This is a genomic window from Massilia sp. ST3, from assembly GCF_018119405.1.
In the GTDB taxonomy this organism is placed as follows: domain Bacteria; phylum Pseudomonadota; class Gammaproteobacteria; order Burkholderiales; family Burkholderiaceae_D; genus Telluria.
The window spans coordinates 100,915-124,851 of record NZ_JAGPWC010000005.1 but is presented as its reverse complement, the minus strand read 5'-3'; the positions used below and the strand labels follow the sequence as shown (position 1 = coordinate 124,851).

At 66.8% G+C, this 23,937-nt stretch carries 27 protein-coding genes and 1 pseudogene; 11 read left to right on the top strand and 17 right to left on the bottom strand.

All coding sequences use genetic code 11. From position 1 onward, the window contains the following. Positions 1-95 precede the first annotated feature (95 nt). Entirely contained in the window at positions 96-674 is a 579-nt protein-coding gene (locus KBW98_RS03145; protein WP_211518634.1) for an ABATE domain-containing protein, read from the bottom strand. Positions 675-798: 124 nt separating this feature from the next. Between KBW98_RS03145 and KBW98_RS03140 the strand changes: the two genes are divergently transcribed. Next, a complete protein-coding gene (locus tag KBW98_RS03140; RefSeq protein ID WP_211518633.1) occupies positions 799-1,680 on the top strand; it encodes an alpha/beta fold hydrolase in 882 nt (293 codons plus the stop codon). Here the strand turns inward: KBW98_RS03140 and KBW98_RS03135 are convergent. Both KBW98_RS03135 and KBW98_RS03130 read right to left on the bottom strand, forming a co-directional pair. After that, positions 1,677-2,087 (bottom strand): nuclear transport factor 2 family protein, encoded by a 411-nt coding sequence (locus KBW98_RS03135; RefSeq protein ID WP_211518632.1) that lies wholly within the window; start codon positions 2,085-2,087, stop codon positions 1,677-1,679. The genes KBW98_RS03140 and KBW98_RS03135 overlap by 4 nt on opposite strands. 139 nt (positions 2,088-2,226) lie before the next feature. Beyond that, positions 2,227-2,964 carry an SDR family NAD(P)-dependent oxidoreductase gene (locus tag KBW98_RS03130; RefSeq protein WP_211518631.1) on the bottom strand — a complete coding sequence of 246 codons (738 nt, stop codon included), beginning with the start codon at positions 2,962-2,964 and terminating at the stop codon, positions 2,227-2,229. A gap of 297 nt (positions 2,965-3,261) precedes the next feature. Here KBW98_RS03130 and KBW98_RS03125 point away from each other — a divergent pair, with 297 nt between their 5' ends. Beyond that, the gene (locus tag KBW98_RS03125; RefSeq protein WP_211518630.1) at positions 3,262-3,498 is read left to right on the top strand and encodes a hypothetical protein; all 237 of its coding nucleotides are present in this window, start codon (positions 3,262-3,264) and stop codon (positions 3,496-3,498) included. A 7-nt stretch (positions 3,499-3,505) separates the two neighbouring features. On the opposite strand, the gene KBW98_RS03120 is transcribed toward KBW98_RS03125, so the two are convergent. Both KBW98_RS03120 and KBW98_RS03115 read right to left on the bottom strand, forming a co-directional pair. Beyond that, entirely contained in the window at positions 3,506-4,429 is a 924-nt protein-coding gene (locus KBW98_RS03120) for a LysR family transcriptional regulator (protein ID WP_211518629.1), read from the bottom strand. Between the two features lie 63 nt (positions 4,430-4,492). Next, on the bottom strand, positions 4,493-5,626 hold the full coding sequence (locus KBW98_RS03115; protein ID WP_211518628.1) for a branched-chain amino acid ABC transporter substrate-binding protein: 1,134 nt from the start codon (positions 5,624-5,626) through the stop codon (positions 4,493-4,495). Between the two features lie 188 nt (positions 5,627-5,814). On the opposite strand from KBW98_RS03115, the gene KBW98_RS03110 reads away from it, so the two are divergent. After that, positions 5,815-6,192: a hypothetical protein gene (locus KBW98_RS03110; protein ID WP_211518627.1), complete on the top strand. Its 378-nt coding sequence runs from the start codon at positions 5,815-5,817 to the stop codon at positions 6,190-6,192. Positions 6,193-6,642: 450 nt separating this feature from the next. Further along, positions 6,643-7,068 (top strand): hypothetical protein, encoded by a 426-nt coding sequence (locus KBW98_RS03105; RefSeq protein WP_211518626.1) that lies wholly within the window; start codon positions 6,643-6,645, stop codon positions 7,066-7,068. A gap of 60 nt (positions 7,069-7,128) precedes the next feature. Here the strand turns inward: KBW98_RS03105 and KBW98_RS03100 are convergent, their stop codons facing one another. From KBW98_RS03100 to KBW98_RS03085, 4 genes are all read right to left on the bottom strand, one after another. Continuing rightward, positions 7,129-8,481 (bottom strand): ATP-binding protein, encoded by a 1,353-nt coding sequence (locus KBW98_RS03100; protein ID WP_211518625.1) that lies wholly within the window; start codon positions 8,479-8,481, stop codon positions 7,129-7,131. Further along, the gene (locus tag KBW98_RS03095; protein WP_211518624.1) at positions 8,478-9,140 is read right to left on the bottom strand and encodes a response regulator transcription factor; all 663 of its coding nucleotides are present in this window, start codon (positions 9,138-9,140) and stop codon (positions 8,478-8,480) included. Before KBW98_RS03095 ends, KBW98_RS03100 begins: the two co-directional genes overlap by 4 nt. 46 nt (positions 9,141-9,186) lie before the next feature. After that, a complete protein-coding gene (locus tag KBW98_RS03090) occupies positions 9,187-10,725 on the bottom strand; it encodes a Do family serine endopeptidase (RefSeq protein WP_211518623.1) in 1,539 nt (512 codons plus the stop codon). Positions 10,726-10,944: 219 nt separating this feature from the next. Then, positions 10,945-11,403, bottom strand: a complete 459-nt coding sequence (locus KBW98_RS03085; RefSeq protein WP_211518622.1) for an Hsp20 family protein — start codon at positions 11,401-11,403, stop codon at positions 10,945-10,947. Positions 11,404-11,618: 215 nt separating this feature from the next. On the opposite strand from KBW98_RS03085, the gene KBW98_RS03080 reads away from it, so the two are divergent. After that, positions 11,619-13,535 carry a M61 family metallopeptidase gene (locus KBW98_RS03080; protein WP_211518621.1) on the top strand — a complete coding sequence of 639 codons (1,917 nt, stop codon included), beginning with the start codon at positions 11,619-11,621 and terminating at the stop codon, positions 13,533-13,535. Positions 13,536-13,682: 147 nt separating this feature from the next. Then, positions 13,683-14,261: a PEP-CTERM sorting domain-containing protein gene (locus tag KBW98_RS03075; protein ID WP_211518620.1), complete on the top strand. Its 579-nt coding sequence runs from the start codon at positions 13,683-13,685 to the stop codon at positions 14,259-14,261. Positions 14,262-14,328: 67 nt separating this feature from the next. Here the strand turns inward: KBW98_RS03075 and KBW98_RS03070 are convergent, their stop codons facing one another. After that, a complete protein-coding gene (locus KBW98_RS03070) occupies positions 14,329-15,237 on the bottom strand; it encodes a LysR family transcriptional regulator (protein WP_211518619.1) in 909 nt (302 codons plus the stop codon). A 117-nt stretch (positions 15,238-15,354) separates the two neighbouring features. On the opposite strand from KBW98_RS03070, the gene KBW98_RS03065 reads away from it, so the two are divergent. From KBW98_RS03065 to KBW98_RS23845, 3 genes and pseudogenes are all read left to right on the top strand, one after another. Next, positions 15,355-15,960, top strand: a complete 606-nt coding sequence (locus KBW98_RS03065; protein WP_211518618.1) for a glutathione S-transferase family protein — start codon at positions 15,355-15,357, stop codon at positions 15,958-15,960. 2 nt (positions 15,961-15,962) lie between these two features. Then, the gene (locus KBW98_RS03060; RefSeq protein WP_211518617.1) at positions 15,963-16,850 is read left to right on the top strand and encodes a pyridoxamine 5'-phosphate oxidase family protein; all 888 of its coding nucleotides are present in this window, start codon (positions 15,963-15,965) and stop codon (positions 16,848-16,850) included. Positions 16,851-16,912: 62 nt separating this feature from the next. Beyond that, positions 16,913-17,092, top strand: a pseudogene (locus KBW98_RS23845) (AAA family ATPase); the annotation flags it as partial. Between the two features lie 99 nt (positions 17,093-17,191). Here KBW98_RS23845 and KBW98_RS03055 read toward each other — a convergent pair. The 3 genes from KBW98_RS03055 to KBW98_RS03045 are packed head-to-tail and all read right to left on the bottom strand — an operon-like array spanning position 17,192 to position 18,515. Further along, positions 17,192-17,419, bottom strand: a complete 228-nt coding sequence (locus tag KBW98_RS03055; protein WP_211518616.1) for a DUF2798 domain-containing protein — start codon at positions 17,417-17,419, stop codon at positions 17,192-17,194. After that, positions 17,416-17,988: a flavodoxin family protein gene (locus KBW98_RS03050; protein WP_211518615.1), complete on the bottom strand. Its 573-nt coding sequence runs from the start codon at positions 17,986-17,988 to the stop codon at positions 17,416-17,418. The genes KBW98_RS03055 and KBW98_RS03050 overlap by 4 nt, the downstream gene beginning before the upstream one ends. A gap of 32 nt (positions 17,989-18,020) precedes the next feature. Further along, positions 18,021-18,515, bottom strand: coding sequence for a DUF2938 domain-containing protein (locus tag KBW98_RS03045; protein WP_211518614.1), 495 nt, complete (start codon positions 18,513-18,515; stop codon positions 18,021-18,023). Positions 18,516-18,597: 82 nt separating this feature from the next. On the opposite strand from KBW98_RS03045, the gene KBW98_RS03040 reads away from it, so the two are divergent. After that, on the top strand, positions 18,598-19,011 hold the full coding sequence (locus tag KBW98_RS03040; RefSeq protein WP_211518613.1) for a helix-turn-helix domain-containing protein: 414 nt from the start codon (positions 18,598-18,600) through the stop codon (positions 19,009-19,011). Positions 19,012-19,211: 200 nt separating this feature from the next. Here KBW98_RS03040 and KBW98_RS03035 read toward each other — a convergent pair whose 3' ends face one another. Beyond that, positions 19,212-19,658, bottom strand: coding sequence for a GNAT family N-acetyltransferase (locus tag KBW98_RS03035; protein ID WP_211518612.1), 447 nt, complete (start codon positions 19,656-19,658; stop codon positions 19,212-19,214). Further along, a complete protein-coding gene (locus KBW98_RS03030; RefSeq protein WP_229428946.1) occupies positions 19,655-20,431 on the bottom strand; it encodes a S9 family peptidase in 777 nt (258 codons plus the stop codon). Before KBW98_RS03030 ends, KBW98_RS03035 begins: the two co-directional genes overlap by 4 nt. A 189-nt stretch (positions 20,432-20,620) precedes the next feature. Between KBW98_RS03030 and KBW98_RS03025 the strand changes: the two genes are divergently transcribed. Next, complete coding sequence (locus KBW98_RS03025; RefSeq protein ID WP_211518611.1) at positions 20,621-21,325, top strand: GNAT family N-acetyltransferase; 705 nt, start codon at positions 20,621-20,623, stop codon at positions 21,323-21,325. A gap of 467 nt (positions 21,326-21,792) precedes the next feature. Here the strand turns inward: KBW98_RS03025 and KBW98_RS03020 are convergent, their stop codons facing one another. Then, a complete protein-coding gene (locus KBW98_RS03020) occupies positions 21,793-23,274 on the bottom strand; it encodes a DNA polymerase Y family protein (RefSeq protein WP_211518610.1) in 1,482 nt (493 codons plus the stop codon). After that, the gene (gene imuA, locus KBW98_RS03015) at positions 23,204-23,920 is read right to left on the bottom strand and encodes a translesion DNA synthesis-associated protein ImuA (protein WP_211518609.1); all 717 of its coding nucleotides are present in this window, start codon (positions 23,918-23,920) and stop codon (positions 23,204-23,206) included. The genes KBW98_RS03020 and imuA overlap by 71 nt, the downstream gene beginning before the upstream one ends. Positions 23,921-23,937 lie beyond the last annotated feature (17 nt).

Here is a 23,937-nt window from a genome sequence, read left to right as displayed (position 1 = left end):
GCGGCTCCCCCCCAACCCCGCCCCCCCCGGCGCCGGGGGGGGGCGACGGGCTCAATGCTGACCGGACCTTTGCCGTCTGTAGCGCCTTTCGAACCTCAGGCCCCCGCCTTGCGCTTCCTGAACGTCGCCACCTTGTGACGATTCCCGCACAGCCCCATGCTGCACCAGCGCCGCTGGTGCGACTTGGAGCGGTCCAGGAACCACAGCGTGCACTCGGGATTCTCGCAGCGCTTGACCAGTTCGAACTTTCCCTCGCTCAGCAGCTGGGCTGCAGCCTCCACCACCGGCGCCAGCAGCGCGTCGTGCGCTTCGCCCAGGTAGCGGATGCGCAGCCCTGCCCCGCCCTCTTCCCCGCGCAGCACCAGCTGGCGCGGCGCGCGCGCCAGCAAGCCGTTGAGCAGCGCCAGGTCGAGCGGTTCGCCATCCTTGCGCTGCGCGACCAGTGCGCGCAGCTGTTCCCGCAGTACGCGCGCCGCCTCCAGCAGGCCCGGTGCGGCCCGCTCGGGCAGCTCGACCACGGCGGGCACGGCGCCGCGCAGCCAGGCCAGCACCTCGGCGTCGCTGCCCCAGCGCTCGACCTGGCCGCCATCCAGGGTCATGACCGTGTTCATCAGGTCCAGCGCGGGATGATCCCCGTACAGCTCGACCTTGTTCCCAGCAGACTGCGTGTCCATCGCCGCTCCTTGATGTAACCCCTAAAAATACTCTTGACAGGTTACGAAATAGGTGTAGCCTATTCTCCGTAACCTGCATAAACGATTTTAGCAGGTTTCACCTCACCCACCTCAGGAGATCCTCATGTCGAACGCAAGCCACCCCATCCGCGCCAGCTTCCATTCCGTCGAGGCCGACGGCGTCAAGGTGTTCTACCGCGAAGCCGGTCCGCGGGACGCGCCCGTGATGCTGCTGCTGCACGGCTTTCCGTCCTCGTCCCACATGTTCCGCGAGCTGATCCCGCTGCTGGCCACGCAGTACCGCGTCATCGCCCCCGACCTGCCCGGTTTCGGCTTCACCGAAGTGCCCGCCGAACGCAATTACGTCTATACCTTCGACAGCCTGGCGCTGACGATGGAAGCCTTCGTGGATGCGCTGGCGCTGGAAAAGTATGCGCTCTACGTGTTCGACTACGGCGCGCCCACCGGCCTGCGCCTGGCCGCCGCCCATCCTGAGCGGGTGACGGCCCTGGTCTCGCAGAACGGCAATGCCTATCTCGAAGGCCTGGGCGACGCCTGGGCGCCGCTCAAGCGCTACTGGGCCGACCCGAGCCCGGAAAACCGCGAGACGATCCGCGGCTTCCTGACGCTCGACGCCACCAAGTGGCAATACGTGCACGGCGTGGCGAATCCGGACAGCGTGGCGCCGGAGGCCTATCACCTCGACGTCGCGCTGATGCAGCGCCCGGGCAACCAGGAGATCCAGCTCGACCTCTTCCTGGACTACGCGAACAACCTGGAACAGTACCCGCGCTTCCAGCAGTTCTTCCGCACGGCCCAGGTGCCGACCCTGGTCATCTGGGGCAAGCACGATCCCTTCTTCATCCCGCCCGGCGCCGAGGCCTTCCGCCGCGACAATCCGAACGCCGTCGTGCAGCTGCTCGACACCGGCCACTTCGCGCTCGAGACCCATGTCGACGTGATCGCCGCCGAAATCCACAAGCTGCTGGCCCGCGCCACCCGTTAGGCCGCGCATGTCGCCGTAGGGTTGGCGGGTAGTTTTGAGCCCGCTTGCGGCACGTCGGCGAAGACCTTGCTGACGATGATCCAGGCCCCGTCCATGCGCACCAGCGACAGGTAGTTGACGTAGTTGAAGCCCAGCGCCGGCACGTGCACCTTGGCCGTCGCGATATTGTGGGTGACGTTCAGCGACAGCACCCGCATCTGGTAAGGCTCGCCCCGCTCCTGCGGCGCGGCGCGCAGTTCGACGGCCTCGAGGTAGTCTTCCACGCGCTTGTAGTAGGGCTGGCCGCGCACGTCGGCGAACAGCGCTGCCTGCGGATGGAATACGGTGCGCAGCAGGTCGGTGTCGCCGGTGTACAGGCCCGTGAAGTAGTCGGCCAGCACGACGAGAATGGCTTGATGGTCTTGCATGATGTCCTCCCGAGGAAAAGCGGCGGCCGGGCGGCCGCCGCGATCGTCAACGCCGCCGGATGTTCACTTGCCGCCAGGCGCCGTCGTCGGCGACCTGGATCAGGATGCAGGGCATGGCGTTCTCCTTGGCTGCGACCGCTTACCAGGTGCCGGCGGTGGCGCCGCCATCCACGTTCAGCACCACCCCGGTGGCGAAGCTGGCGTCGGTGAGATACAGCACCGCGTCGACGATGTCCTGCACCCGGCCCAGCCGGCCGGTGGGCTGCAGGGTGCGCAGGAACTCGTGGTAGCCGATGTCGTGCATCGGGGTGTCGATGATCCCGGGCGCCACCGCAGACACCTTGATGTTCTGCGGGGCCAGTTCCAGCGCCAGCGCGCGGGTGGCGGCGTTCAGGCCGCCCTTGACCAGCACCGGCAGCGCGGCCGGCACCTTGGCGTTCGGCTGCAGCGCGATGCTGGCCGTGATGTTCACGATGTGGCCGCCGCCGGTTTCCGCCATGTGCGCGGCCGCCTGCTGCGACGGATAGAAGAAGCCCATCAGGTTGGTGGCCACCAGGCGGTTCACGTCGTCCTCGGTATAGGCGGTGAAGGGCTTGGCGTTGAAGATGCCGGCGTTGTTGACCAGGATGTCGACCTTGCCGAAGCGCGCCTTGGCGACCGTGAACAGGGCCTCGGCGGTGTCAAGCTCGGCGATGTCGCCCGCCACGCCATAGAAGTTGTCCGGGCTGCCCAGCTGCACCTTGGCCTGCTCCAGGCGCTCGACGCTGCGGGCATTGCCCACCACGTTGTAGCCGCGGGCGAGGTAGGCCTCGGCCAGGGCCAGGCCGATGCCGCTCGAGGCGCCGGTGATGACGACGGTACGGTTTGCTGCTTGCATGGTGCGCTCCTTTGGTCCGGTGTTGAGTGGACGGCGGCGACAGTGCGCCATCCATGGCCTGACTATAGGCAGCCCGGGCTAGCGGAAAAAGGTGATCACCAGCAATTCAATCGATACACGATGTAATGAATCTTGCGGACTTCCTTTGAATTCTCTTGTATGGATTTCAACTGGGACATTTTGTCTCAACGGACGCAAGTCGCTTTTAAGTAGAATGCCTCAAGGCTTGAAGCGACATCGTCCTTGCATGACAGTCGTTCACGTTCTCTCCTCTCTTCTCTGCATTGGCTCAACATCATGGATTGGTTCCCTATCGCCGCCGGTACGTTCAAGGTTCTCGCCTTATGCATTGGCATGTTCTTCGCCATCAAGTGGCATTACGACCAAGGGAAGAAGCAGAAGGAAATGGAGAGGCGCGAGGTGCTGCGCGCGGCCGGCAAGGTGGCCGCCATCTTTGTTCTGTCGCTCCTGGGCCTGGGGCTGATCACCTTCGTGCTCGTCAGCAGGCTCAGTGTGGACTTGAGCTTCCCCTGATGCGCTGTCAGCCGCGCTCGCCCTTGCGCAGCTGCTCGACCAGGAAGTCGACGAAAGCGCGCACCCGCAGGGCCACATGGCGCCCGTGCGGATAAATCAGACAGAAGGGCCGCGATCGTCCTCCGTAATTCGGTAGCAGTTCCACCAGCCGCCCCGCCTTCAGGTCCTCGTCGACGATGAAGCGGTAGGTCTGGAAGATGCCGCCACCCGCCCGCGCCAGGGTCACCGCGCCCAGGATGTCTTCCGCGCAGCCGTACAGGCCTTGCGTGGGCAACTCGATCTCTTCTTCTCCGTCGCGGAACAGCCAGCTGATGTTGCGCCCGTTGCTGGGCAGGGCGAACTGGATGCAGTTGTGCGCCGCCAGCGCCGCCGGCGAGTCGGGCGTGCCGTGCAGCTTCAGATAGCCGGGGGTGGCGACCACCACCAGCTCGGCGTCTTCCAGCGTGCGCGCGATCATGGTCGAATCGGCCGGCGCGCGGCCGCGGATGGCGAGGTCGAAGCCTTCGTCGCCGAAGTCGACGTTGCGGTTACTGAGGTGGAATTCGATCTTCACGTCCGGATAGCGGCGCGTGAATTCCGGCAGCAGCGGCAGCACCCGGTAGTGGCCGTAGGGCGTGGGCATGCTGATGCGCAGCAGGCCGGACGGCGCGCTCTGGCGGCCGGTCACCATGCGCTCGGCCTCGACCAGCTGGTCGAGCGCCGCGCGGCACTGGTTGTAGTAGTCACGCCCCGCCTCGGTCAGGTGCAGGGTGCGCGTGGTGCGCACGAACAGGCGCACGTTCAGGCGCGCTTCGAGGCGCGACACGGCGCGGCTGACCGCCGCCGGGGTCACGGCGGCCGCGGTCGCCGCGGCGGTGAAGCTGCCCAGCTCCGCGGTGGAGCAGAACAGCTCGATGCTGCCCAGCAGGATGTCGTCGAATTGGCGGGTCATCGATTCATGCCATCGTGGTCGAGTATGTCGATGATAGTGATCCGGCGGCCCGCTTGTCGAGTCTTACTTCGTGACAGTCAGCACCGAACGCTTGCCGCCCTTGAAGCCGTACAGGGTGATGGTGCCGTCGCGGATGTCGCCCTTGGCGTCGAAGGCGACCGGACCGGTCACGCCCTTGTAGTGGATCTTGGCCAGCACCGGCAGGTACTTCGCCGGGGCGGACGATCCGGCCTTGACCATCGCTTCGGCCATCGTCATCACTGCATCGTAGGCATAGGGTGCATTGATCTGCACGTCGATGCCGAAGCGCTTCTTGTAGTCGGCGCGGAACTTGTCCATGCCGGCCTTGGCCTCGCCCTGCACGCCGCCCGCCTCGGCGCACACCACCTGGCCGTCCTCCATGGTGCCGCCGGAGAGCTTGAAGATCTCGTCCGAGCAGATGCCGTCGCCGCCCATCATGCGCACGTTCATGCCGAGCTGCTTCATCTGGCGCAGCATCGGGCCGGCGGTGGCGCTCATGCCGCCGAAGAAGACCAGGTCCGGCTTGCTGGCGCGGATGCGGGTGATGATGGCACTGAAGTCGGTCGCCTTGTCGTGGGTGAACTCGCGCGCCACCACCTTGCCGCCCTGCTGCTGCAGGCTGCGTGCGAACTCTGTCACCAGGCCCTGGCCGTAGGCGGTGCGGTCGTCCACCACCGCCACGCGCTTGGCCTGCATGCCCTTGATGGCGTAGCGGCCCAGGGCCTGGCCTAGCTGCACGTCGTTGGCAACCACGCGGAAGGTGGTGTTGAAGCCCTGCTGGGTGTACTTCGGCGAGGTCGACGAGGGCGAGATCTGCGGAATGCCGGCCGCATGATAGATCTTCGAGGCGGGGATCGTGGTACCCGATGTCTCGTGGCCGACCATGCCGTGGATCTTCGCGTCGACCAGCTTCTGCGCCACGCTGGTAGCCTGCTTCGGGTCGCCGCCGTCATCCTCGGCCAGCAGCTGGAAGCTCACCTTCTTGCCCCCAATGCTCACGCCACGCGCATTCAGCGCCTCGACCGCCATGCGCGCGCCGTTCTCGGTGTCCTTGCCGAAGTAGGCCACCGGCCCGGTCACGGCGGCCGCGTGGCCGATCTTCACTACTTCCTGTGCTCCCGCCGCGCCTGCGGCGAATGCCGCCAGGGCGCCCATCATCACTACCTGCTTGTTCATCGATTCCTCTGGTTGATGCTAGCGCTACCGCGCCCAAACCATCCATTCTACCCATTGCGGCGCCCGCATGCCGAAGGTGACAATTGGTGAGAATGTCGTCTTGCTAACTGCGGTATTCTCCGCGCTCACCCGGCGCACGAGACGCCAGCCCGCCGCCACAAGCGGACGGGCAAGAAGTCCACAGTCCAATGGAGACCACCATCGACACCCCAGCCAGAACGAAGGCTGCCGGCGCGCTTGCCGGCGGCCTGCTGCTTTTATTGACCACGTTGCCTGTCCACGCCCACCCGGTCAGCGCGGCGATCCGCGAATGCGCACAGGAAGGGATGGATGGCCTGAAAGAGCAAGCCTGCGACGCCGCCGGCGCGAGCCTGGCGCCCCGCCCTACCGCCACCGCCAAGCACCAGCACCCGCGCGCCCGGGCCCATCGCGAGTGTCGCGGCTTGAAAGATGCGATCGTGGTGAGCGAACAGGCGGAGCGGCGCAACAGCGGCGCCGGCATGATCGAATCGCTGCGCCAGGACCTGCTGGCCCTGCGCAAGCGCCACCGCCAGCTCGGCTGCTGACCAGTGCATGGTTATGCTTCGAACCCAGGCACGCCGCGCGGCGGCCGAGAATGAAGAATATCCGCAACCATAGGACGGTAAAAAATGACATGGTCCAGGCTTTCGACGACCTTTGTGGTTTGGCTGGCGCTATCGCAGCACGGTCAATGCGCCGAAGCCGAATCTGCCAAGGCTCCGCTCACCGCGGCCGAAATGGCGCAGTGCCGGGCCCAACTCGCCGAGTTCAACCGGAATGTACAGGCGCACAACGCGAAGGTGGACGAGCTCCACTAGGATCTTGGATACTATGGCTGTGCCCAATCCATTTGAAGAAAGCGTCAACAGCCAATGACTAGAATAAAACTATATGCGGTCATAGTCGTGTGCTCCCTGACGCCGTTCGCGGCTGCCCACGGCCCCGACGCAGGCGATGAATCGTTCGTGCGGGGTCGTGCATCATATTTGCCGGCCATGACGCTATCGCTGCTAAAGAAGGTGGAAGGATTTTGCGCGAGCGCCGATAAATCAGGGCGCGACATGCTGGTCGCCGCTGTTACGGCCTGGCAGAAACGTCACGCCGATCTGCTGGAAGAAAATGCGCGGGTGCGGGATGAACTGCGGGCAGAGGTCAATGCGCCTACGGCCAACCCTGGCCTCAAGGCTGAGCTTGATGACATGCTCAATCGACGTGTGCCTCAGCAGGTAGAGGCCGATTACAAGAAACTGGTTCCTCCGAAGTCCTCGAAAGGCTGGGCGAGCAAGGCCTTCGTTTGTGGTGCGAACGCTGGAATGATCAAAGACGGCAAATATGACCTGGAGCGAGTCGATCCGGAGGTGGCTGCTTATCTGCAAAAGCGCATCGCACAAGCCCAAAGCGGCAGTGCGGCGACACCCTGAAGCAAGCCTTCCTTTCGCTAGCCTGCTCTCTCATCTGGTGGCGTAGATTGAACGGTCTTGTCAGACTTTCTCAAGCGCCTTCGGACCGAATACCACGGTCGCCGCCAGCCCCCCCAGCCGCGCCGACTGCCCAAGCGTCAGCGTCGCCCCATGCCGCTCCGCGATCGCCTTGATGATCGCCAGTCCCAGCCCGCTGCCGGCCGCCTCGCTGCCCGCCACGCGGTAGAAACGGTCGAACACGCGCTCGCGTTCTTCCTCGGGGATGCCCGGTCCGCTGTCCTCTACCGTCACTTTCGCCGCCCCGCCCTCCATCACTACCGAGATGTCGGCGGTGCCGCCCGCGGGCGTGTACTTGATCGCGTTGTCCACCAGGTTGCGCAGCAGGATCTGGAGCGCATCCGGCTGGCCTTCCACGCTGGCCGGGTCGGCCTGCTGCACGCCCACGTCCACGCCTTTTGCCGCCGCCACGCCGGCCAGGTCGGCCACGGTGCGCCGCGCCAGGTCCGCCAGGTCGACCGGACGGCAGGCGGCGCCGCCGGCGGCCGTGGCTTCCTGGCGCGCCAGCACCAGCAGCTGTTCGACCAGGCGGGTGGCGCGGTCGATGCCGGCGGTCAGGCGCGCCACCGCCAGCTTGCGGGCGTCCGCATTGTCGGCGCGGTCCAGGCTTTGCGCCTGCAGGCGCAGCGCGGCCAGCGGCGTGCGCAGCTCGTGCGCGGCGTCGGCCACGAAATTCTGCTGGGCGTCGAAGGCGGTCTTCACGCGGCCGAACAGCAGGTTCAGTTCCTGCACCAGAGGGCGCACTTCGTCCGGCAGGCCGGCCTCGGAGACCGGCGACAGATCGTCCGCCTGGCGCGAAGCCACCTGCGAGCGCACCCGCGCCACCGGCTCCAGCGAGCCGCTCACCACCCACCACACCACCAGCATCAGGATCGGCATCATCACCGCGATCGGACCCAGGGTGCGCAGGGCCAGATTGCCCGCCATGTTGCGGCGCACGGCCAGGTCCTGGGCCACCTGCACGGTCTGGTTCGCGGTCTGGATCGAGAACACGCGGTAGACGGTGCCGTTGGCCTTCACGTTGGAAAAGCCCAGCACCGCGCGCTGCGGCAGGCGCGCCCGCGAGACGCTGTGGAACATCTGCACCCCGTCGGGGGACCACATCTGCACCACCATGTCGTCGTTGCCAGTGCCGCCTTCGCTGTTGGCCTCCATGCGTTCCTGCACCTCGGTGTTCGAGAGCGGCGTGCCGGAGCGCAGCGAGAGCGCCATCTGCTGCATGTGGTAGTCGAAGATCTGGTCGGCGTCGTGCAGGGCCGTGCGGTAGGCGATCGAAGCCTGGGCCAGCGCCGCGATGGTGATCGCCGCCAGCAGGAACCACAGCAAACGGCCGCGTAGCGAGTGCGTGACCTTCATGCCTTCGGGACCATGTAGCCCACGCCGCGCACGTTCTGGATCAAGTCGCTGCCCAGCTTCTTGCGCAGGCCGTGGATATAGACCTCGACCGCGTTGCTGGAGACCTCGTCGCGCCAGCTGTACAGCTTTTCCTCGAGCTGGGCACGCGAGAGCACGGCGCCGGGACGCGAGACCAGGGCTTCCAGCACCGCCCATTCGCGTGCCGAGAGCGACACCGGATTGCCGTCCACCAGCACCTCGCGGGTGGCGGGGTTGACCGAGATGTTCTTGTATTCGAAGACGGGTTCGGCGCGGCCGGCGGCGCGCCGCAGCAGCGCTCGGATGCGCGCCAGCAGTTCGTCGAGATCGTAGGGTTTGAGGACGTAGTCGTCGGCGCCGGCGTCGAGGCCGGCGATGCGCTGGGCCACCGAGTCGCGCGCGGTGGCGACCAGCACCGGGGTGCGGTCCTTGCGGGCGCGCATGGAGCGCAGGACGTCCAGCCCGTCCTTGCGCGGCAGCCCAAGATCGAGCAGGACCAAATCATAATTCTGGTTCTGCATCAGGGCCGTGTCGGCCATCTCGCCGTCCTTGACCCAATCGACGGCGTAGTGCTCGGCCCTTAGCAGGTCGAGCACTACTTCGCCGATCATCGTATCGTCTTCCACCAGCAATAGCCGCATGAATTCCCCGTTCTTGAAACCAGCAGGTCGAGGACGCTACGCTTCCTTAACCGATCCGCACTGGAATGAAGATTCTGTCACTCCCGCGCTGAACCAGCAAGGCCACCGACTTGCTGGCTTTCGCCACCACGTCGCGGACCTGGGCGACCGACTGCACCGGGCGCCCGTTGACTGAAATGAGCACGTCGCCCGGCTGGATGCCGGCGGCCAGGGCGGCGCCCGACGCATCCTCGATCACCAGGCCGGCCGGAATGCCGCTCTGGCGGCGCTCGACCGGTTCGAGCGGGCGCAGGGCCAGGCCCAGCTTGGCGCTGTTGTCCGGCTCTTGCTGCGCCAGTTCTTCCGGCGCGCGCTTGCCCTTCTCGGAGGCGTCGCCCAGGGTGGCGTCGACGCGCACCAGCTTGCCGTCGCGCCAGACGTCGAGGCTCACGCGCTCGCCCGGCTTGGCCAGGGCCATGATGCCCGGCAGGTCGCCCGAGGACACGATGGCCTGGCCGTTCACGCGGCGGACCACGTCGCCCGACTTCAGGCCGGCGCGGTCGGCCGGGCCGCCGCGCTCGACGCTCGAGATCAGGGCGCCTTCCGGCGACTCGAGGCGGAAGGAGTCGGCGAAGTCCTGGCCGACTTCCTGCACGGTCACGCCCAGCTTGGCGTGCTGCACCTTGCCGGTGGCGACGATCTGGTCCTTGATGCGCACCGCGACGTCGATCGGGATCGAGAACGACAGGCCCTGGTAACCGCCGGTCTGGCTGTAGATCTGCGAGTTGATGCCGACCACTTCGCCGCGGGTGTTGAACAGCGGGCCGCCCGAGTTGCCGGGGTTGACCGCGACGTCGGTCTGGATGAAGGGCACGGCGCCGTCAGGCAGCGAACGGCCGGTGGCGCTCACCACGCCGGCGGTGACGGTGCTTTCCAGGCCATACGGCGAACCGATGGCCAGCACCCACTCGCCCACCAGCAGCGAACGCGATTTGCCGATCGGCGCCACTGGCAGGCCCTTGGCGTCGATCTTCAGCACGGCCACGTCGGTCTTGGGGTCCGAGCCCAGGACCTTGGCGCGGTATTCGCGGCGGTCCTGCAGCTTGACGGTGACTTCGTCGGCGCCTTGCACGACGTGGGCGTTGGTCAGGATGACGCCGTCCGGGCTGACAATGAAGCCCGATCCGGCGCCGAAAACGACAGGCGCTTCACGACCGCCGCCGCCGTTGCCGTAGCGGGGGTCCTGGAACTGCCGGAAAAATTCATAGAAGGGATGGCTCGGGTCGAGACGCGGCATGCCGTTGCCGCCACGGTTGGCGCGGTTGGTGCCGGCGACGCGGATATTGACCACCGCCTTGCCGTTCTGCGCAGCGATGCGCGTGAAATCAGGAAGCGTCACCGTCGCCGCGGGAGCGGCGGCGGCTGCAGCGGGTGCGGGCGCGACCGCCGGCGCGGGAGCCGGGGCGGCGGCAGGCGCGGTTTCCGCTGCAACGTTGTTGTGGTTGACTGCAATGGCACCGACCGCTCCGCCGATGGCGCCCGCGGCACACAGGGCCAGCGTCAGGCGTTTGGCAGTGATAGCAGTGACGGAACTCTCGTTGGACATGTATGTGCTCCCGATGAAAATTGTCGATGTGTGTTGATGATCGATGGAAGTAGTTTCCCGCAAGAGCCTTAGGACATGCTTAAGTTGGCAAAAGTCCGGCTTAGACATGGCTTAAAGGATGGGCTTACTCATCCATACTCTCATCCATACAGATGTGCAAAAGGGCGCCCCAACCGCGAGCGCCCTTCTTTCAACTTACTACTGCACTACCATTGCCGCTCAGGCGGCGTCGCGTTGCTCCAGCGCCTGCACGTTGCCGGTGTTGCCCAGCGCATCCGCAATCGCGATCTTGCGCGGCTTGAGGGCTTCCGGCACTTCGCGCACCAGTTCGATGGTGAGCATGCCGTTGTCGAAGGACGCGGTGGTGACCTTCACGTGGTTGGCCAGCTGGAAGCGCTGTTCGAAATCGCGCGCCGCGATGCCGCGGTGCAGGAAGGTGCGCTGCACCTCGTCCTTCTGCTTGCGGCCGGTGACATGCAGGCTGTCACGCTCGGTCACGATCTCGATCTCGTCGCGGTTGAAACCGGCGAGGGCCATCACGATGCGGTATTGGTCTTCGCTCACCAGCTCGATGTTGTACGGCGGGTAGCTCGGCTCGCCACGCTGCTCGAGCAGGTTGGCCAGGCGATCGAAACCGATGGCGGAACGGTAGAGCGGAGTCAGGTCAAAAGTACGCATGATGTCATATCCTTTTCAAGTTAAGCGATAAGTTGACGGACCTCATTGAGCATCCGTTGAAGCCAATCTAATACCACGTCATTGCATTTTCAAGGTATGCGAAATACGGTTTTTAAGACGATTTTGCAAATTTTATTTGCAGTGTGTATCCATGGAATTTGTCCTCGATGAGCGGTGCTACACTCGGCCGTTTGCCTCTTTCCCTGCTTTCATCCATGACCGCAACCCGCACCCTGCTCGCGCGCGCCGCCCGTCCGGCCGGCGTCCTGGCCTTCGCCCTTTCTCTCGCCCTGTCGGCCCACGCCGCCGTTCCGGCCGTGGGCGACCAGCCCTATCCCGGCACCATCGCCGTCCACGTCGACGCGACCAACCTGGCGCAGCAAATCTTCCGCATGCGCATGGCGATCCCGGTGCGGCCGGGCCCCCTCACCCTGCTCTATCCGCAGTGGGCGCCGGGCAACCATGGTCCGAACATTCCGCTGACCCAGCTCGCGGGCCTGAAGTTCAGCGCCGGCGGCAAGGCGCTCGAGTGGACGCGCGATCCGGTCAATGTCTACGCCTTCCATGTCACGGTGCCGGAAGGCGCCGCGACCCTGGACGCCGAATACCAGTTCCTGTCGCCGCTGGACACCAGCCAGGGCCGCATCACCATGACCGACGACATCCTCGGCGTGCAGTGGCAATCGGTGCTGCTCTACCCGGCCGGCTACCACGCGCGCCGCATCACGGTGCAGCCGACCGTCGCCTTCCCCACCGGCTGGCAGCACGCCAGCGCGCTGGAGGTGCAGGAAAAACGCGGCGACGAAGTGCGCTTCAAGCCGCACGACCTCGACACCCTGGTCGATTCGCCGATCTTCGCCGGCCGCTACTTCAAGCGCATCGATCTGGCGCCGGGCGCGAAAGCGCCGGTGATGCTGAACGTGGTCGCCGACAATCCGGAAAGCCTGGAAGCCAAGCCGGAGCAGATCGCCCTGCACCGTGCGATGGTGGAGCAGGCACTGAAGCTGTTCGGCTCGCACCACTACAAGCACTACGACTTCCTGTTCGCGATCTCGGACGAATTCGGCGGCATCGGCCGCGAGCACCACCAGTCGAGCGAGAACGGCGTCAAGCTGGGCTACTTCACCGAGTGGAGCAAGAACGAAGGCGGACGCGAACTGCTGCCGCACGAATTCGTGCACTCGTGGAACGGCAAGTTCCGCCGCCCGGCCGGCCAGGACGTCCCCAACTTCAACACCCCGCTACAGAACAGCCTGCTGTGGGTCTACGAAGGCCAGACCCAGTTCTGGGGCAACGTGCTGGCGGCCCGCTCCGGCCTGATCTCGCTGGCCCACGCGCGCGAGTCGCTAGCGGCCAGCGCGGCCCGCTACGACAACACGCAAGGCCGCAGCTGGCGCGCGGTGCAGGACACGGTCAACGACCCGATCATCAACGGCCGCCGCCCGATCGGCTGGGGCAACTGGCAGCGCAGCGAGGATTACTACGTCGAGGGCATGCTGATCTGGCTCGACGTCGACACCAAGATCCGTGAACTGTCGGGCGACAAGCGCTCGCTGAACGACTTCGCGCGCGCTTTCTTCGGCGTCGAGAACGGCCGCGTCGATGCGCTGCACTACACTTTCGAGGACGTGGTCGCGGCCCTGAACAAGGTCCAGAAATTCGACTGGGCGCCCTTCCTGCGCACGCGCCTGGAAGGCCACGGCCCCGGCGCCCCGCTCGACGGCCTGGCGCGCGCCGGCTGGAAGCTGGTCTACACCGACACCCCGACCGACGCCGTCAAGAACGCGGACGAGCGCAACAAGCTCACGGACCTGAGCTACTCGCTGGGCTTCTCGGTGCGCCAGGACGGCAGCGTCACCGGTGTGATCTGGGACGGCGTGGGTTTCCGCGCCGGCCTGGCAGCCAACACCACCATCGTCGCGGTCAACAACAAGGCCTACAAGGGCGAGGTGCTGAAGGCGGCGGTCAAGGCGGCCAAGGACGGCAAGGCGCCGCTCGAACTGCTGGTGAAAAAGGGGAACAACCTGCGCACCATCGCGCTCGACTATCGTGACGGCCTGCGCTACCCGCGCCTGGAACGCATCCCGGGCACCCGGGACCGGCTGGAAGAGCTGTTCAAGCCCTTGAAGTAACACGCTCTTGGCTGTCGGCCGTTTTTACAGCCGGCAGCCCGCTCGGCGTTGTCGGAAGACTAAGTCGTTGAATTCCTGTTAAAAATTATTTCTGGCACGCATCATGCTTATGTGCGCTGGTCAATAATAATTTCATAAGGGATATTCATGAAAGCACTCCGCACGATGCTGGCGATCGCCGGCCTGGCAGCATCCCTGTCGGCGCAAGCCGGCGTGATCGAAACCTCGAAGGTTACCGACTTCAACCAGGTGAACCACTTCGAGCCCCTCGGCCAGTCCTTCGTGGCCGAAGACGCCGCGATCAAGTTCGCCTTCCGCTACCTGCCCCTGAACACCTGGTTCGCCAACGACCCGCTGGAGATCAGCCTGGTCGCCGGCGCGGGCGTCGGCGGCGCGGTGCTGGCCACCGAGACCTTCTCGCTGGCGTCGAACTACGACGGCTTCTACGACATCGACTTTTCCGCAGTCGCACTGACCGTCGGCCAGAGCTACACCGCCGTGCTGCGCGTGCCGGGCGACAGCCCGTTCTGGGGCATCTACACCAGCGACGACAGCTATGCGGGCGGCACCGCCTACCAGTTCGGTTCCCCGGCGGGCTGGGACACGATCTTCCGCGTCACCCCGGTCGGCCAGCAGAACGAGGTGCCGGAACCGGGTTCGCTGATGCTCGCGGGCCTGGGCCTGGCGGCCCTGCGCCTGGCGCGCCGAAAGCCGGCCGCCAAGTAAGCCTGGCGGCATCGAAGCAAGCCTTCAGCGGCGGTCTGCGGACCGCCGCTTTGTTTTGGCGGTGCACTCAGGACGACGGCGCCTGGCGGATCAGCGGCAGCTGCGCGAATTCCTCCACCGCGAAATCGACGAAGGCGCGCACGCGCGGCGCCATCTGCCGCGCGCTGGGGAACACCAGGTGGACCGGGATCGGCTCCGGTTCGTAGCCATCCAGCAAGCGCACCAGGCGCGCGGCCTCGAGGTCGGGCGCGGCCTGGTAGGACAGCACACGCGCGATGCCGAAGCCTTCGCGCGCCACATTCAGCACGCCGTCGAGGTCGTTCACCTGCAGGCGCGGCGTGAAGCGGACGATGTGCTCGCGCTCCCCTTTCCTGTAACGCCATTCGGCCAGGCCGCGCACCGCGGTGCCGAGGATCAGTTCGTGCCCGGCCAGGTCTTCCGGCGTGGCGGGCGTGCCCCGGCCTTGCAGGTAGGCGGGACTGGCGACCGTGATCCGCTTCACCGCGCCCAGGCGGCGCGCCACCAGGCCGGAATTCTCCAGCCTTCCTATCCTGAGCGCCAGGTCGATGCCATTGTCGATCAGGTCGACGTTGCGGTCCGACAGGGACAAATCGACCTGCATGTCCGGATGGCGCATCAGGAACTTCGTGACGACGGACGTCATGTGCCTGCGCCCGAACACCATCGGCGCCGTGACGCGCAGCAGGCCCTGGGGCGGCGCCGCCTCGTTCTCGCACACCGCGGTGTCGTAGTCGGCCAGCAGGCGGCGCGCATGGGTGGCGAGGCGCTGCCCTTCGCTCGTCGCCGACAACCTGCGCGTGCTGCGCTCGAACAGGCGCATGCCGACGCGCTGCTCGAGCGTGGCGAGGCTGCGGGTGACGGCCGACGGCGAGCGGCGCAGTTTGTGCGCGGCCGCGGCCATGCTGCCGGTGTCGAGGATGGCGAGGAAAACCTGGAGTTCGTCCAAACGGTCCATGGGCGTTGAATATTCGATTATTGCGAAAATCGGCAGAATGAATTGCGATTATGCGCTATTCCTGGAACTGGGTCCGGCCGCTAGGATGAAGGTCCGCCAACCTTATCCATTCCAGCCATGACCTCTTCCCTGATCCTGTACGGCACCGCGCTGTCCGGCCATACCCACCGCGTGGAACTGTTCCTGAACCTGCTGGGGCTGCCCTACCGCCGCATCGATGCGCCGGCCCCGGTCCGCAAGACCGCCGAGTTCCTGGACCTGAATCCGCTCGGCCAGATCCCGGTCCTGCAGGACGGCGAGCTGGTACTGTCCGACAGCAATGCGATCCTGGTTTACCTGGCCAAGCGCCATGCGCCGGGCAGCGCCTGGCTGCCCGAGGACCCGGCCGGCGCGGCGCGGGTGCAGCGCTGGCTGTCGCTGGCGGCGGGCGAGATCGCCTACGGGCCGGCCAAGGCCAGGGTGTCGGCACGCTTCGGCGATACCGGCATGCCGCCGGAACTCATGCAGCGGCTGGCGAGCCTGGCCCTGGGCTTCATGGAAGCCAGTCTCAAACAGAGGGCCTTCCTGGCTGGAGAACATCCGACCCTGGCGGACCTGGCCTGCTACGCCTACGTTGCGCATGCGCCGGAAGGCGGCATCGCGCTCGAGCCTTATCCGCAGGTGCGCGCCTGGATCACGCGGGTGCAAGCCCTGCCGGGTTTCGTGGCGATGCCGGAGCACTGAACATGGACGACCACCGCATTCCAGAACCCTTCCACGCCGGTGAACTGATGGCCCAGCGGCTTGCGGGCGGCGGGCCGGCGGGCGCACCGATCCGCAGCCGGATGCCGGAGCAGCACCGGCAGTTCTTTCCCCTGCTGCCCTTCCTGTGCGTCGCCGTGGCGGACGAGAGCGGATGGCCGCTGGCCACGCTGCTGCACGGGGAGCCGGGCTTCGTGTCCTCGCCCGATCCGGGACAGCTGCGCATCGCCGCCTCGCCCGGTCAGGACGATCCAGCGGGTCCTTGTTTGTCGGCCGGAGCGCCGGTCGGCATGCTCGGGATCGACCTGGCCACGCGGCGGCGCAACCGCGCCAACGGCCGGATCGCGCATGCTGACGGCGGGAGCGTGGTGGTCGACGTCGACCAATCCTTCGGCAACTGCCCGAAGTACATCCGCGTGCGCCAGCTCGCGCCAAGGGCGCGCCGGACAGATCCGGTCGAATCTTTCGGCACGGAGCTGTCCCCGGATGCCGTCGCATTGATCGCCGCCTGCGAGACGATGTTCGTCGCCACTTCCGGCGGCGATGCAGGTGGCCTCGACATGTCCCACCGCGGCGGCGAGGCGGGTTTCCTGCGCCTGGACGGCAAGGTGCTCACCGTGCCCGACTACGCCGGCAACCGCTATTTCAACACCCTCGGCAATCTGCTTCGGGAGCCGCGCGCCTCCCTGCTGCTGGTCGACTTCGAACGCGGCGACATCCTGCAGCTGCAGGGCCTCGTGAAGGTCTTGTGGCAGGACGATGCGCTCCCTGCCGACGCGCGCGCGCAGCGGGCCTGGGAATTCCGTATCGTGCGTGGGTGGCTGCGGCGTGCCGCGCTGCCGCTGGGCGACATGCTGGATACTCCGGCCTGATGCACCCTGCGTGATATCGCCGCCCATCTCCTCGGAGGCGCGAAACGGGGGCCGGACACGGACAATTCATCATCGCGACGCATTCGCCGATCCTGCTGGGCTACCCGAACGCGAAGATCCTGTCCTTCGACGCCGCCGGTATCACCGAAGTCGCCTACGAGGACACCGAGCACTACGCGGTGACGCGCGACTTCCTCAACCACTACCCGCGCCGCCTCGAGCAGCTGCTGGCCCCGGACTAGGGCCTGCATGATCATTGTCCGTGTGACCTGTAGGGTGGACGGGGAACCCGTCCACCCTACGAATAAACCAACTGCGGCGCAGATTCAGTCATGTAGACCTTAGCGCTCGCTGGTCAGGATGCGCACCGCGATCCGCGCCGGTGCGGACAAGAGCAGCACGGTCGGGAAGGCGATCGCCCAGGCGGTGAGCCAGGCGCCCAGCCACTGGCTGCCGAAGTCCGGCGTCCAGCCAAGGGCGCGCCAGGTCGCCACGCCCGAGATCACCAGCGACATCTGGCCAGACAGGATGAAGGCGAACAGCTGGGGCGCGTACTTTTTCGGGATCATGGCCGTTCGCCTGCCAGGCGCTGCAGGGTCGCCGCAAACTGGCGGCCGAACAGGCGGGCGGTCTTGATGTCGCCCGGCGGGAAGGCGTCCGCCGGAGAGGCATGCCCGGCCTGGGCCATCAGGCCCGACCAGGAACCGAGCCGGTTGGCCGCCTCGTCGTAGGGCACGCCCGCATGCTGCTCGGGCAGGATGGGGTTGCCGAGCCAGAGCATCCCGTGCTGCATGCAGAAGGTGAACATCGACAGCAGGGTCGATTGCTTGTCGCCCGCCGGCAGCGAGGACACGGTGAAGCCGGCCGCCAGTTTTCCCTTGAGCTTCTGGGTGCGCCACAGCGGGCCGGTGGCGTCCATGAAGCCCTTGAACGGCGCCGACACGCCGCCCAGGTAGGTGGGCGAGCCGAGGATGATGCCGTCGTAATCGCACAAGCGCTGGGCTTCCTGCGCCAGCTCCTGGGCCAGCAGCAGGTCGACGCGCACGCTTTCCGTGCTGCCGGCGCCCTCGGCGATGTGGCCGGCGATATGGGCGGTGTGGCCATGGCCGCTGTGGTAGATGACTGCGAGTCGTTTCATGTGCTTCCTCCGGTGATGGGATCGTGGATGCCCTAGTGCGCCAGCAGATGCAGGCACAGGGCGGCAAGGTAGAGGCCGAGACCGAACACGGTGTGGTTGGCCAGGCTGCGCAGGCAGTTCTTGAGCGGCGTGGGTGTCTTCGAGGCGGCGAATCCCGCGCCCATGGCCGGCTGCATCAGGAACAGCGGCGCGGCGACGGTGGCCATGCCGACCGCCAGCGCCGGCAACAGAGTCGGGCGGTCCAGCCAGTCCGCGCCCGCCAGCGCCACCAGCAGGCCGGCGAAGCCGACGCCGGTGACGTAGTGCATGGCCCAGCCCAGCGACCGCTCTCCCGCGACGGGCGGCGCCTTGGCGATGGCGGCATGCGCCAGCTGTCCGTGGGCCAGGTGGCCGACCCAGCGCCCGACCAGGGCGAAGTCCAGGGTTTTGACGCCCATGCGTTTCAAGATGACGAGCCAGGCGTCCATCACGGCGGTGGCCCCGAGGCCGATGAGCACGACCTTGAGGATGAGTGCGAGCGCTTCCATGGTGTTTCCTTTCACGATTGACCTGCGTGTCTATGTGGATCACTATAGAAGTTGAAGTCAACTTCAAGTCAAGGGGTCGTGCATGGATATTGCGGAAGTCGCGAAGCGCAGCGGCATGGCGGCGTCGACGCTGCGCTACTACGAGAAAAAGGGATTGATCGCCTCGACCGGGCGCCAGGGCTTGCGCCGCACGTTCGGCAAGGATGTGCTGGACCAGCTGGCCCTGATTTCGCTAGGCCAGGCGGCCGGGCTGTCGCTGGACGATATCCGGGGCATGTTCACGCCGAACGGACCGCAAATCGACCGCGCCGTGCTGGCGGCCAGGGCCGACGAGATCGATGCGCTGGTGCGGCGCTTGAAGGCGATGAGCAAGGGACTGCGGCATGCGGTGTCCTGCCCCGCGCCGAGTCATATGGAATGTCCGACGTTTCGCAAGCTGCTGAGCGCGGCGGGGTCGGGGGGCATTGATCGGCACTGGCGGCAGGTGGGGAAGTAACTCTGCAGGCGCAACGTTGAAGTAATCTCTTCAGGTAGCTTATGCACGTCATTCCGGCGAAGGCCGGAATCCAAGTTTGCATGCGCTATCGAGATGCTGAACTTGGGCCCCGGCCTGCGCCGGGGCGACGGTTTTGCGGTTAGCGGTAATAATTTGCGCTAGCGGCAATAGGCCAGTCAGACAGCCCTGGATCCTGAGTCCTACCGGGCCGCCAGTGAATAGCTAACCTCCCGATCCCCCGGCTGCAATTCACGCTGCCAGCCATGCGCCGCATAGAAGCGGTCGGCCCGCGTACCGATCCCGGTACTCAGCGAGACCTTCGGATGCCCCTGGGCGAACAGCCAGTCGCAGGCCATGCCGAGCAAGGTGCGGCCGATGCCGCGGCCTTCGCTGTCCGGGCGCACGAACAAGGCCCAGATCGAACCGTCGCGCACATCGGCCACCGAAAAGCCGAGGATCTCGCCGTCCTCCTCGCACAGCCAGCCCTGCCCCAGGGTGGTCAAATAGTCGTGGTACATGGCCAGGGTGACCTTGTCGGGCGAGGACAGGCGGTTCTCGTTCACGGACAGGCGTAGCACCGACAACACCGGAATGTCGTCCAGCGCCGCCTGGCGGTAGCGCAGCCGCGTTTCCATGGTGGCGCTCATGCCGCGTGCTCCGGCAGGTCCAGGTAGCGCGCGCTCCATGCCGCGATGACGGCGGCGGCATACTGCGCGTCCTCGCGCCGGGTCAGGAGGTGGTCGGCGCTGTCGAGCGAGACGAAGCTCTTCGGATGCACGGCGCACTCGAAGATCCGCATGGCGTTCGAGATGTCGACCGTGCCGTCCAGCGGCGCATGCATGAGCAGCAGCGGCAGGCGCAGGGCGCGGACCTTGTCGGCCAGGCGGTGCTCGGCGACGTCCTCGAGGAACTGGCGGCGCACCGTGAATTCGCGGCCGGCCAGCCGCACCCGCGCCTCGCCGTGTTCGACAATGGCGTCGAGATGCTCGCCGAACAGGCCGGTGACATGGTGGGGATCGCTGGGCGCGGCGATGGTGGCGACGGCGCGCGTTTCCGGCACGGCTGCGGCGGCGGCCAGTACCGCCGCGCCGCCCAGGCTGTGGCCGACGAGCAGTTGCGGGGCTGCATACTCGGCGCGCAGGAAATCGGCGGCCGCGACCAGGTCGGCGATGTTCGATGAAAAGTTGGTGTTGGCGAATTCGCCTTCGCTGGCGCCCAGGCCGGTGAAATCGAAGCGCAGCACGGCAATGCCGTGGCGCGACAGGCCGTGCGCGGTGCGGCTGGCCGCGAGCACATCCTTGCTGCAGCTGAAGCAATGGGCGAACAGGGCGTAGGCCCGCACGGGGCCGTCGGGCAGGTCGAGCCGGGCGGCCAGCATCTGGCCATCGGCGCCTGGGAAATGGACGGTTGCGCCAGCCATGGGTAGTCTCCTTTCAGGTGTGCGCAGCGGCGCATGCATGGCGCCGTTTTTTGACCGAACGATAGCATAGTGTCGGCGCTGGCGGAGGGATGCGTGCCGGCCGCAGGCACGGTATGATGAGCGGGACGGCCGCCGTGTTGTCCGCTGCGGCGCGCCTGCTTGCAACGCACGACCAACCACCATCACGGCATGCACACATTCACACTCTCTTCGGACCGCCACGCGGCGCTCGATAGGCCGGTCTGGTCCAGCCTCAACGGCGGCCACCGCCACTTTGCCCTGGGCGGTCCCCTTGCCTTGCGCTACCCGCGCGAGATCGGTCCCTTCGCTGCCCTGCGTGACGACAGCCAGGCGGCCTGGGTCGCGCTCACCGCCCTGCTCGCGCCGGGCGAATCAGTCATGCTGGTCACGCCCGACCCGGTCGTGGGAGCGGATGGGCTCGAGGCAACGCGGCTCGGTCCGGTACTGCAGATGGTCGCCACGCGCGATGCCGGGCATGCGGGCGCGGCGACCTTGCTGCTGGGCGAGGACGATGCGGCCGAGATGCGCAGCCTGACGGGGCTGACCAATCCGGGGCCGTTCGGGGTCCGCACGCATGAGCTGGGGGAGTTTCTCGGCATTCGCGACGGCGGCATGCTGGCGGCGATGACGGGCGAGCGCATGCGGCCGGAGGGCATGGTGGAAGTGAGCGCGGTGTGCGTGCATCCCGAGCACCGTGGCAAGGCGTATGCGCGGGTCTTGCTGGTGGAAAAGATGCGGCGCATCGTGGACCGGGGGGACCTGCCCTTCCTGCATGTGTATCCGGATAACGCGGGGGCGATTGCGCTATATGAATCGCTGGGGTATGTGGCGAGGAGGACCTTGCAGCTGACCAAGGTGACGGCGGCGGAGTGAATGCCGGTGTGGCTCGCGGGACGGACCGGGGGCGCAGCCGGATTGCGATCCACCGGTGATCGTTATCGGTTTCCATGCCCCGTCTGATGATCTGGCGTAGGGTTGGCGGCTATGCCGCCGACGCGTTCAATGAACGGTAATGGTCCGATGCGGAGAGCGACGTGGCAAGCGCCGGTTGAACGTGTTGGCGGCGGAGCCGCCAACCCTACGGCTTCGCGTTAGCTGGTTCGATTGTGCATGCGGTGGTTGAACGCGTGGACGGGAGATCCGTCCACCCTACGAGACTTTGTGGTTCGTTGAACGCGTCGGCGGCGGAGCCGCCAACCCTACGGCTTCGGGTTAGCTGGTTCGATTGTGCATGCGCTGGTTGAACGCGTGGACGGGAGACCCGTCCACCCTACGGGACCGGCGGTCATCGAACAGTGACGTGTAGGCGCGTTTCGTTGGATGATTCATACGCTGGGGCCTTATCCGAACAAGCCATGCAAGTACCAGCGCGGGCAGGCGTCTTCGCCGGAGCCGACGATGCGTTCGCGGTAGATCCAGTACAGCGTGTGGTCCTGCCCCTCGGCGATGAAGTAGTCGCGTGTTTGCGTTTCGCTCCACCAGCCGGCTTCGATGCGCTCCGGGGTGGACGCCACCTTGAGCGGCGAGCCATAGAAGGGACGGTGGTTGCGGACCAGGAGCGCGATCGGCTTGGCCAGCAGCCAGGCGGGACGCGGCAGGCTTTGGACGTCGGGCGGCATGCGGGCTGCGCGCGCTTGCGGACTCACCCGCTCTTCCACCGGCACCCAGACATTGGCGACCTCGGGCCGGTAGTCGGCCAGCGGCACCGCCTGCAGCACGTTGTCCGCGCCCAGGCGCGCCACCAGCAGCTCGATCATGCGCAGCCGGTCTTCCTCGGTGCCGCCGGGCTCGGGGAACAGCGATTCAGTGGGCGGCGCCATGGCCCGCATCTGCTGGGCTTCGAGGCCCAGGCCGATCACCGGCGCTTCCAGCTCCAGCTTGCCCAGGCGTTCCTTGAGCAGGCGTACCAGGTGCTCGTCGCGCCAGGTGGGCTCGGCCAGCGCGATCTCGAGCACCGTCGGCGGACGCGCTACCCGCCCGCGCTCGTGCTCCAGCAGCAGGCGGATGCGCTCCACCGCCAGCTGGCGCGCGCACAGCCAGCCGGTGAGCTGCAGGACCAGGTGGTGGGCGCCGGCCAGCAGCAGGTCGGCCTGGTCGATGCGGTCGAACAGCTCCAGCTTCGCGTGGAAGCGCTCGGGCGGCGCGATCCACTCGAACAGCTCGGGGTTCATGCCGTAGGCCGCATCGACCAGGTCGAGCAGCGCGCGCCCGCAGCGGCGCTGCAGGCCGGGACGCGGCAGGCGGCGCAGCTCGTCCAGGCGTTGGCAGCCGATGCCCTCGAACCAGCTTGCGAAGGGCCGCGCGGGCGGCAGCAGCGCCACCGGCAGGCGGTCGAGGCGGCGCGTGAGCGAATCCATGCGCACGGCGCGCCCGGCGTTGCGGCGCGCCAGCAGCCAGGCACCGCGCGCCGTGGGCGCGCAGCTGATGCAGGCCGAGAAGCCCAGCGCGCGCAGGTTCTCGCGCACCCGCGCGCACAGCCGCCGGATGCCGCCGAACAGGCGCAGGCTGGCGCCGATATCCAGCAGCAAGGTGGCTTCCTCGGCCTCGGCCACCTGCGGCGTGTACTGCAGCATGGCCATCGCCACCGCCTGCAGGGCCTCGGCCTCGCGCGCGGGGTTGCGCTCGTGCAGGCGCGCCTCGGGCATCAGCATCAGCACGCCGCCGCGGCGCATGCCGTGCTGGACGCCGGCAGCGCGCGCGGCGGGCGACATCGCCAGCACGCGCTCCTGCTCCAGCACCACACTGCCGGGGTCACTGGACCAGTTCGGGCTGAAGACCTCGAGCGGTAACTGGGGTAAATACAGGCCGATCCAGAGACGCATGGCGTTGCAGAAGTGGTGGAGTCAAAGGAAGGAACAGCGGCGCGTCGCGCTGCGGTCCCCGGCGCTTGAGAAAGTCGATGTGCAGGCCGCCCGCCGCCGGCCGCAGCGCGAGGCGCAGCGGCGCGGGCGAGGCGTCCTGCGCCGCAGCCAGCGGCCGCAACATGAAGAACAGGGTTTCGCCGGCTTGCGCCGCCAAATGCAGGCGGCGCAGGCTGTCGCTGCGCACGTGGTTGGCCCAGAACAGCAGCGCCCCGCAACTGCCGCTGCGCAGCACCTGTTCGGCCGCCCACAATGCGTCGGCGCTGCGGCTGCTGCGCAGCCAGAGCAGGTGGGCGGGATCGAGGCCGAGCGCGGCCAGCGCCAGGGCTTGGGGCGGATGGGGCGGCTGCAGCAGGACGATGCGGCGCTCGGCGCAGTGCGCCAGCGCGGGACGCAGCAGGCGCATTTCGCCGATGCCGGGCTGTTGCAGCATGAGATCGGTCATGGTGCCGGTGGGCCAGCCTCCGCCGGGCAGCTGGGACGACAGGGCCGCATGCCCGGTGTCGATGCAGCGCGTGTCGGCATGCGCCAGCTGCGAAGCGAGCCACAGCGAAGGATGCAGGGTCTCCGGTGTAGCGCGTACAGCATGGGATTGGGTTGATAGCATAGTTGCATTCGCAGAAA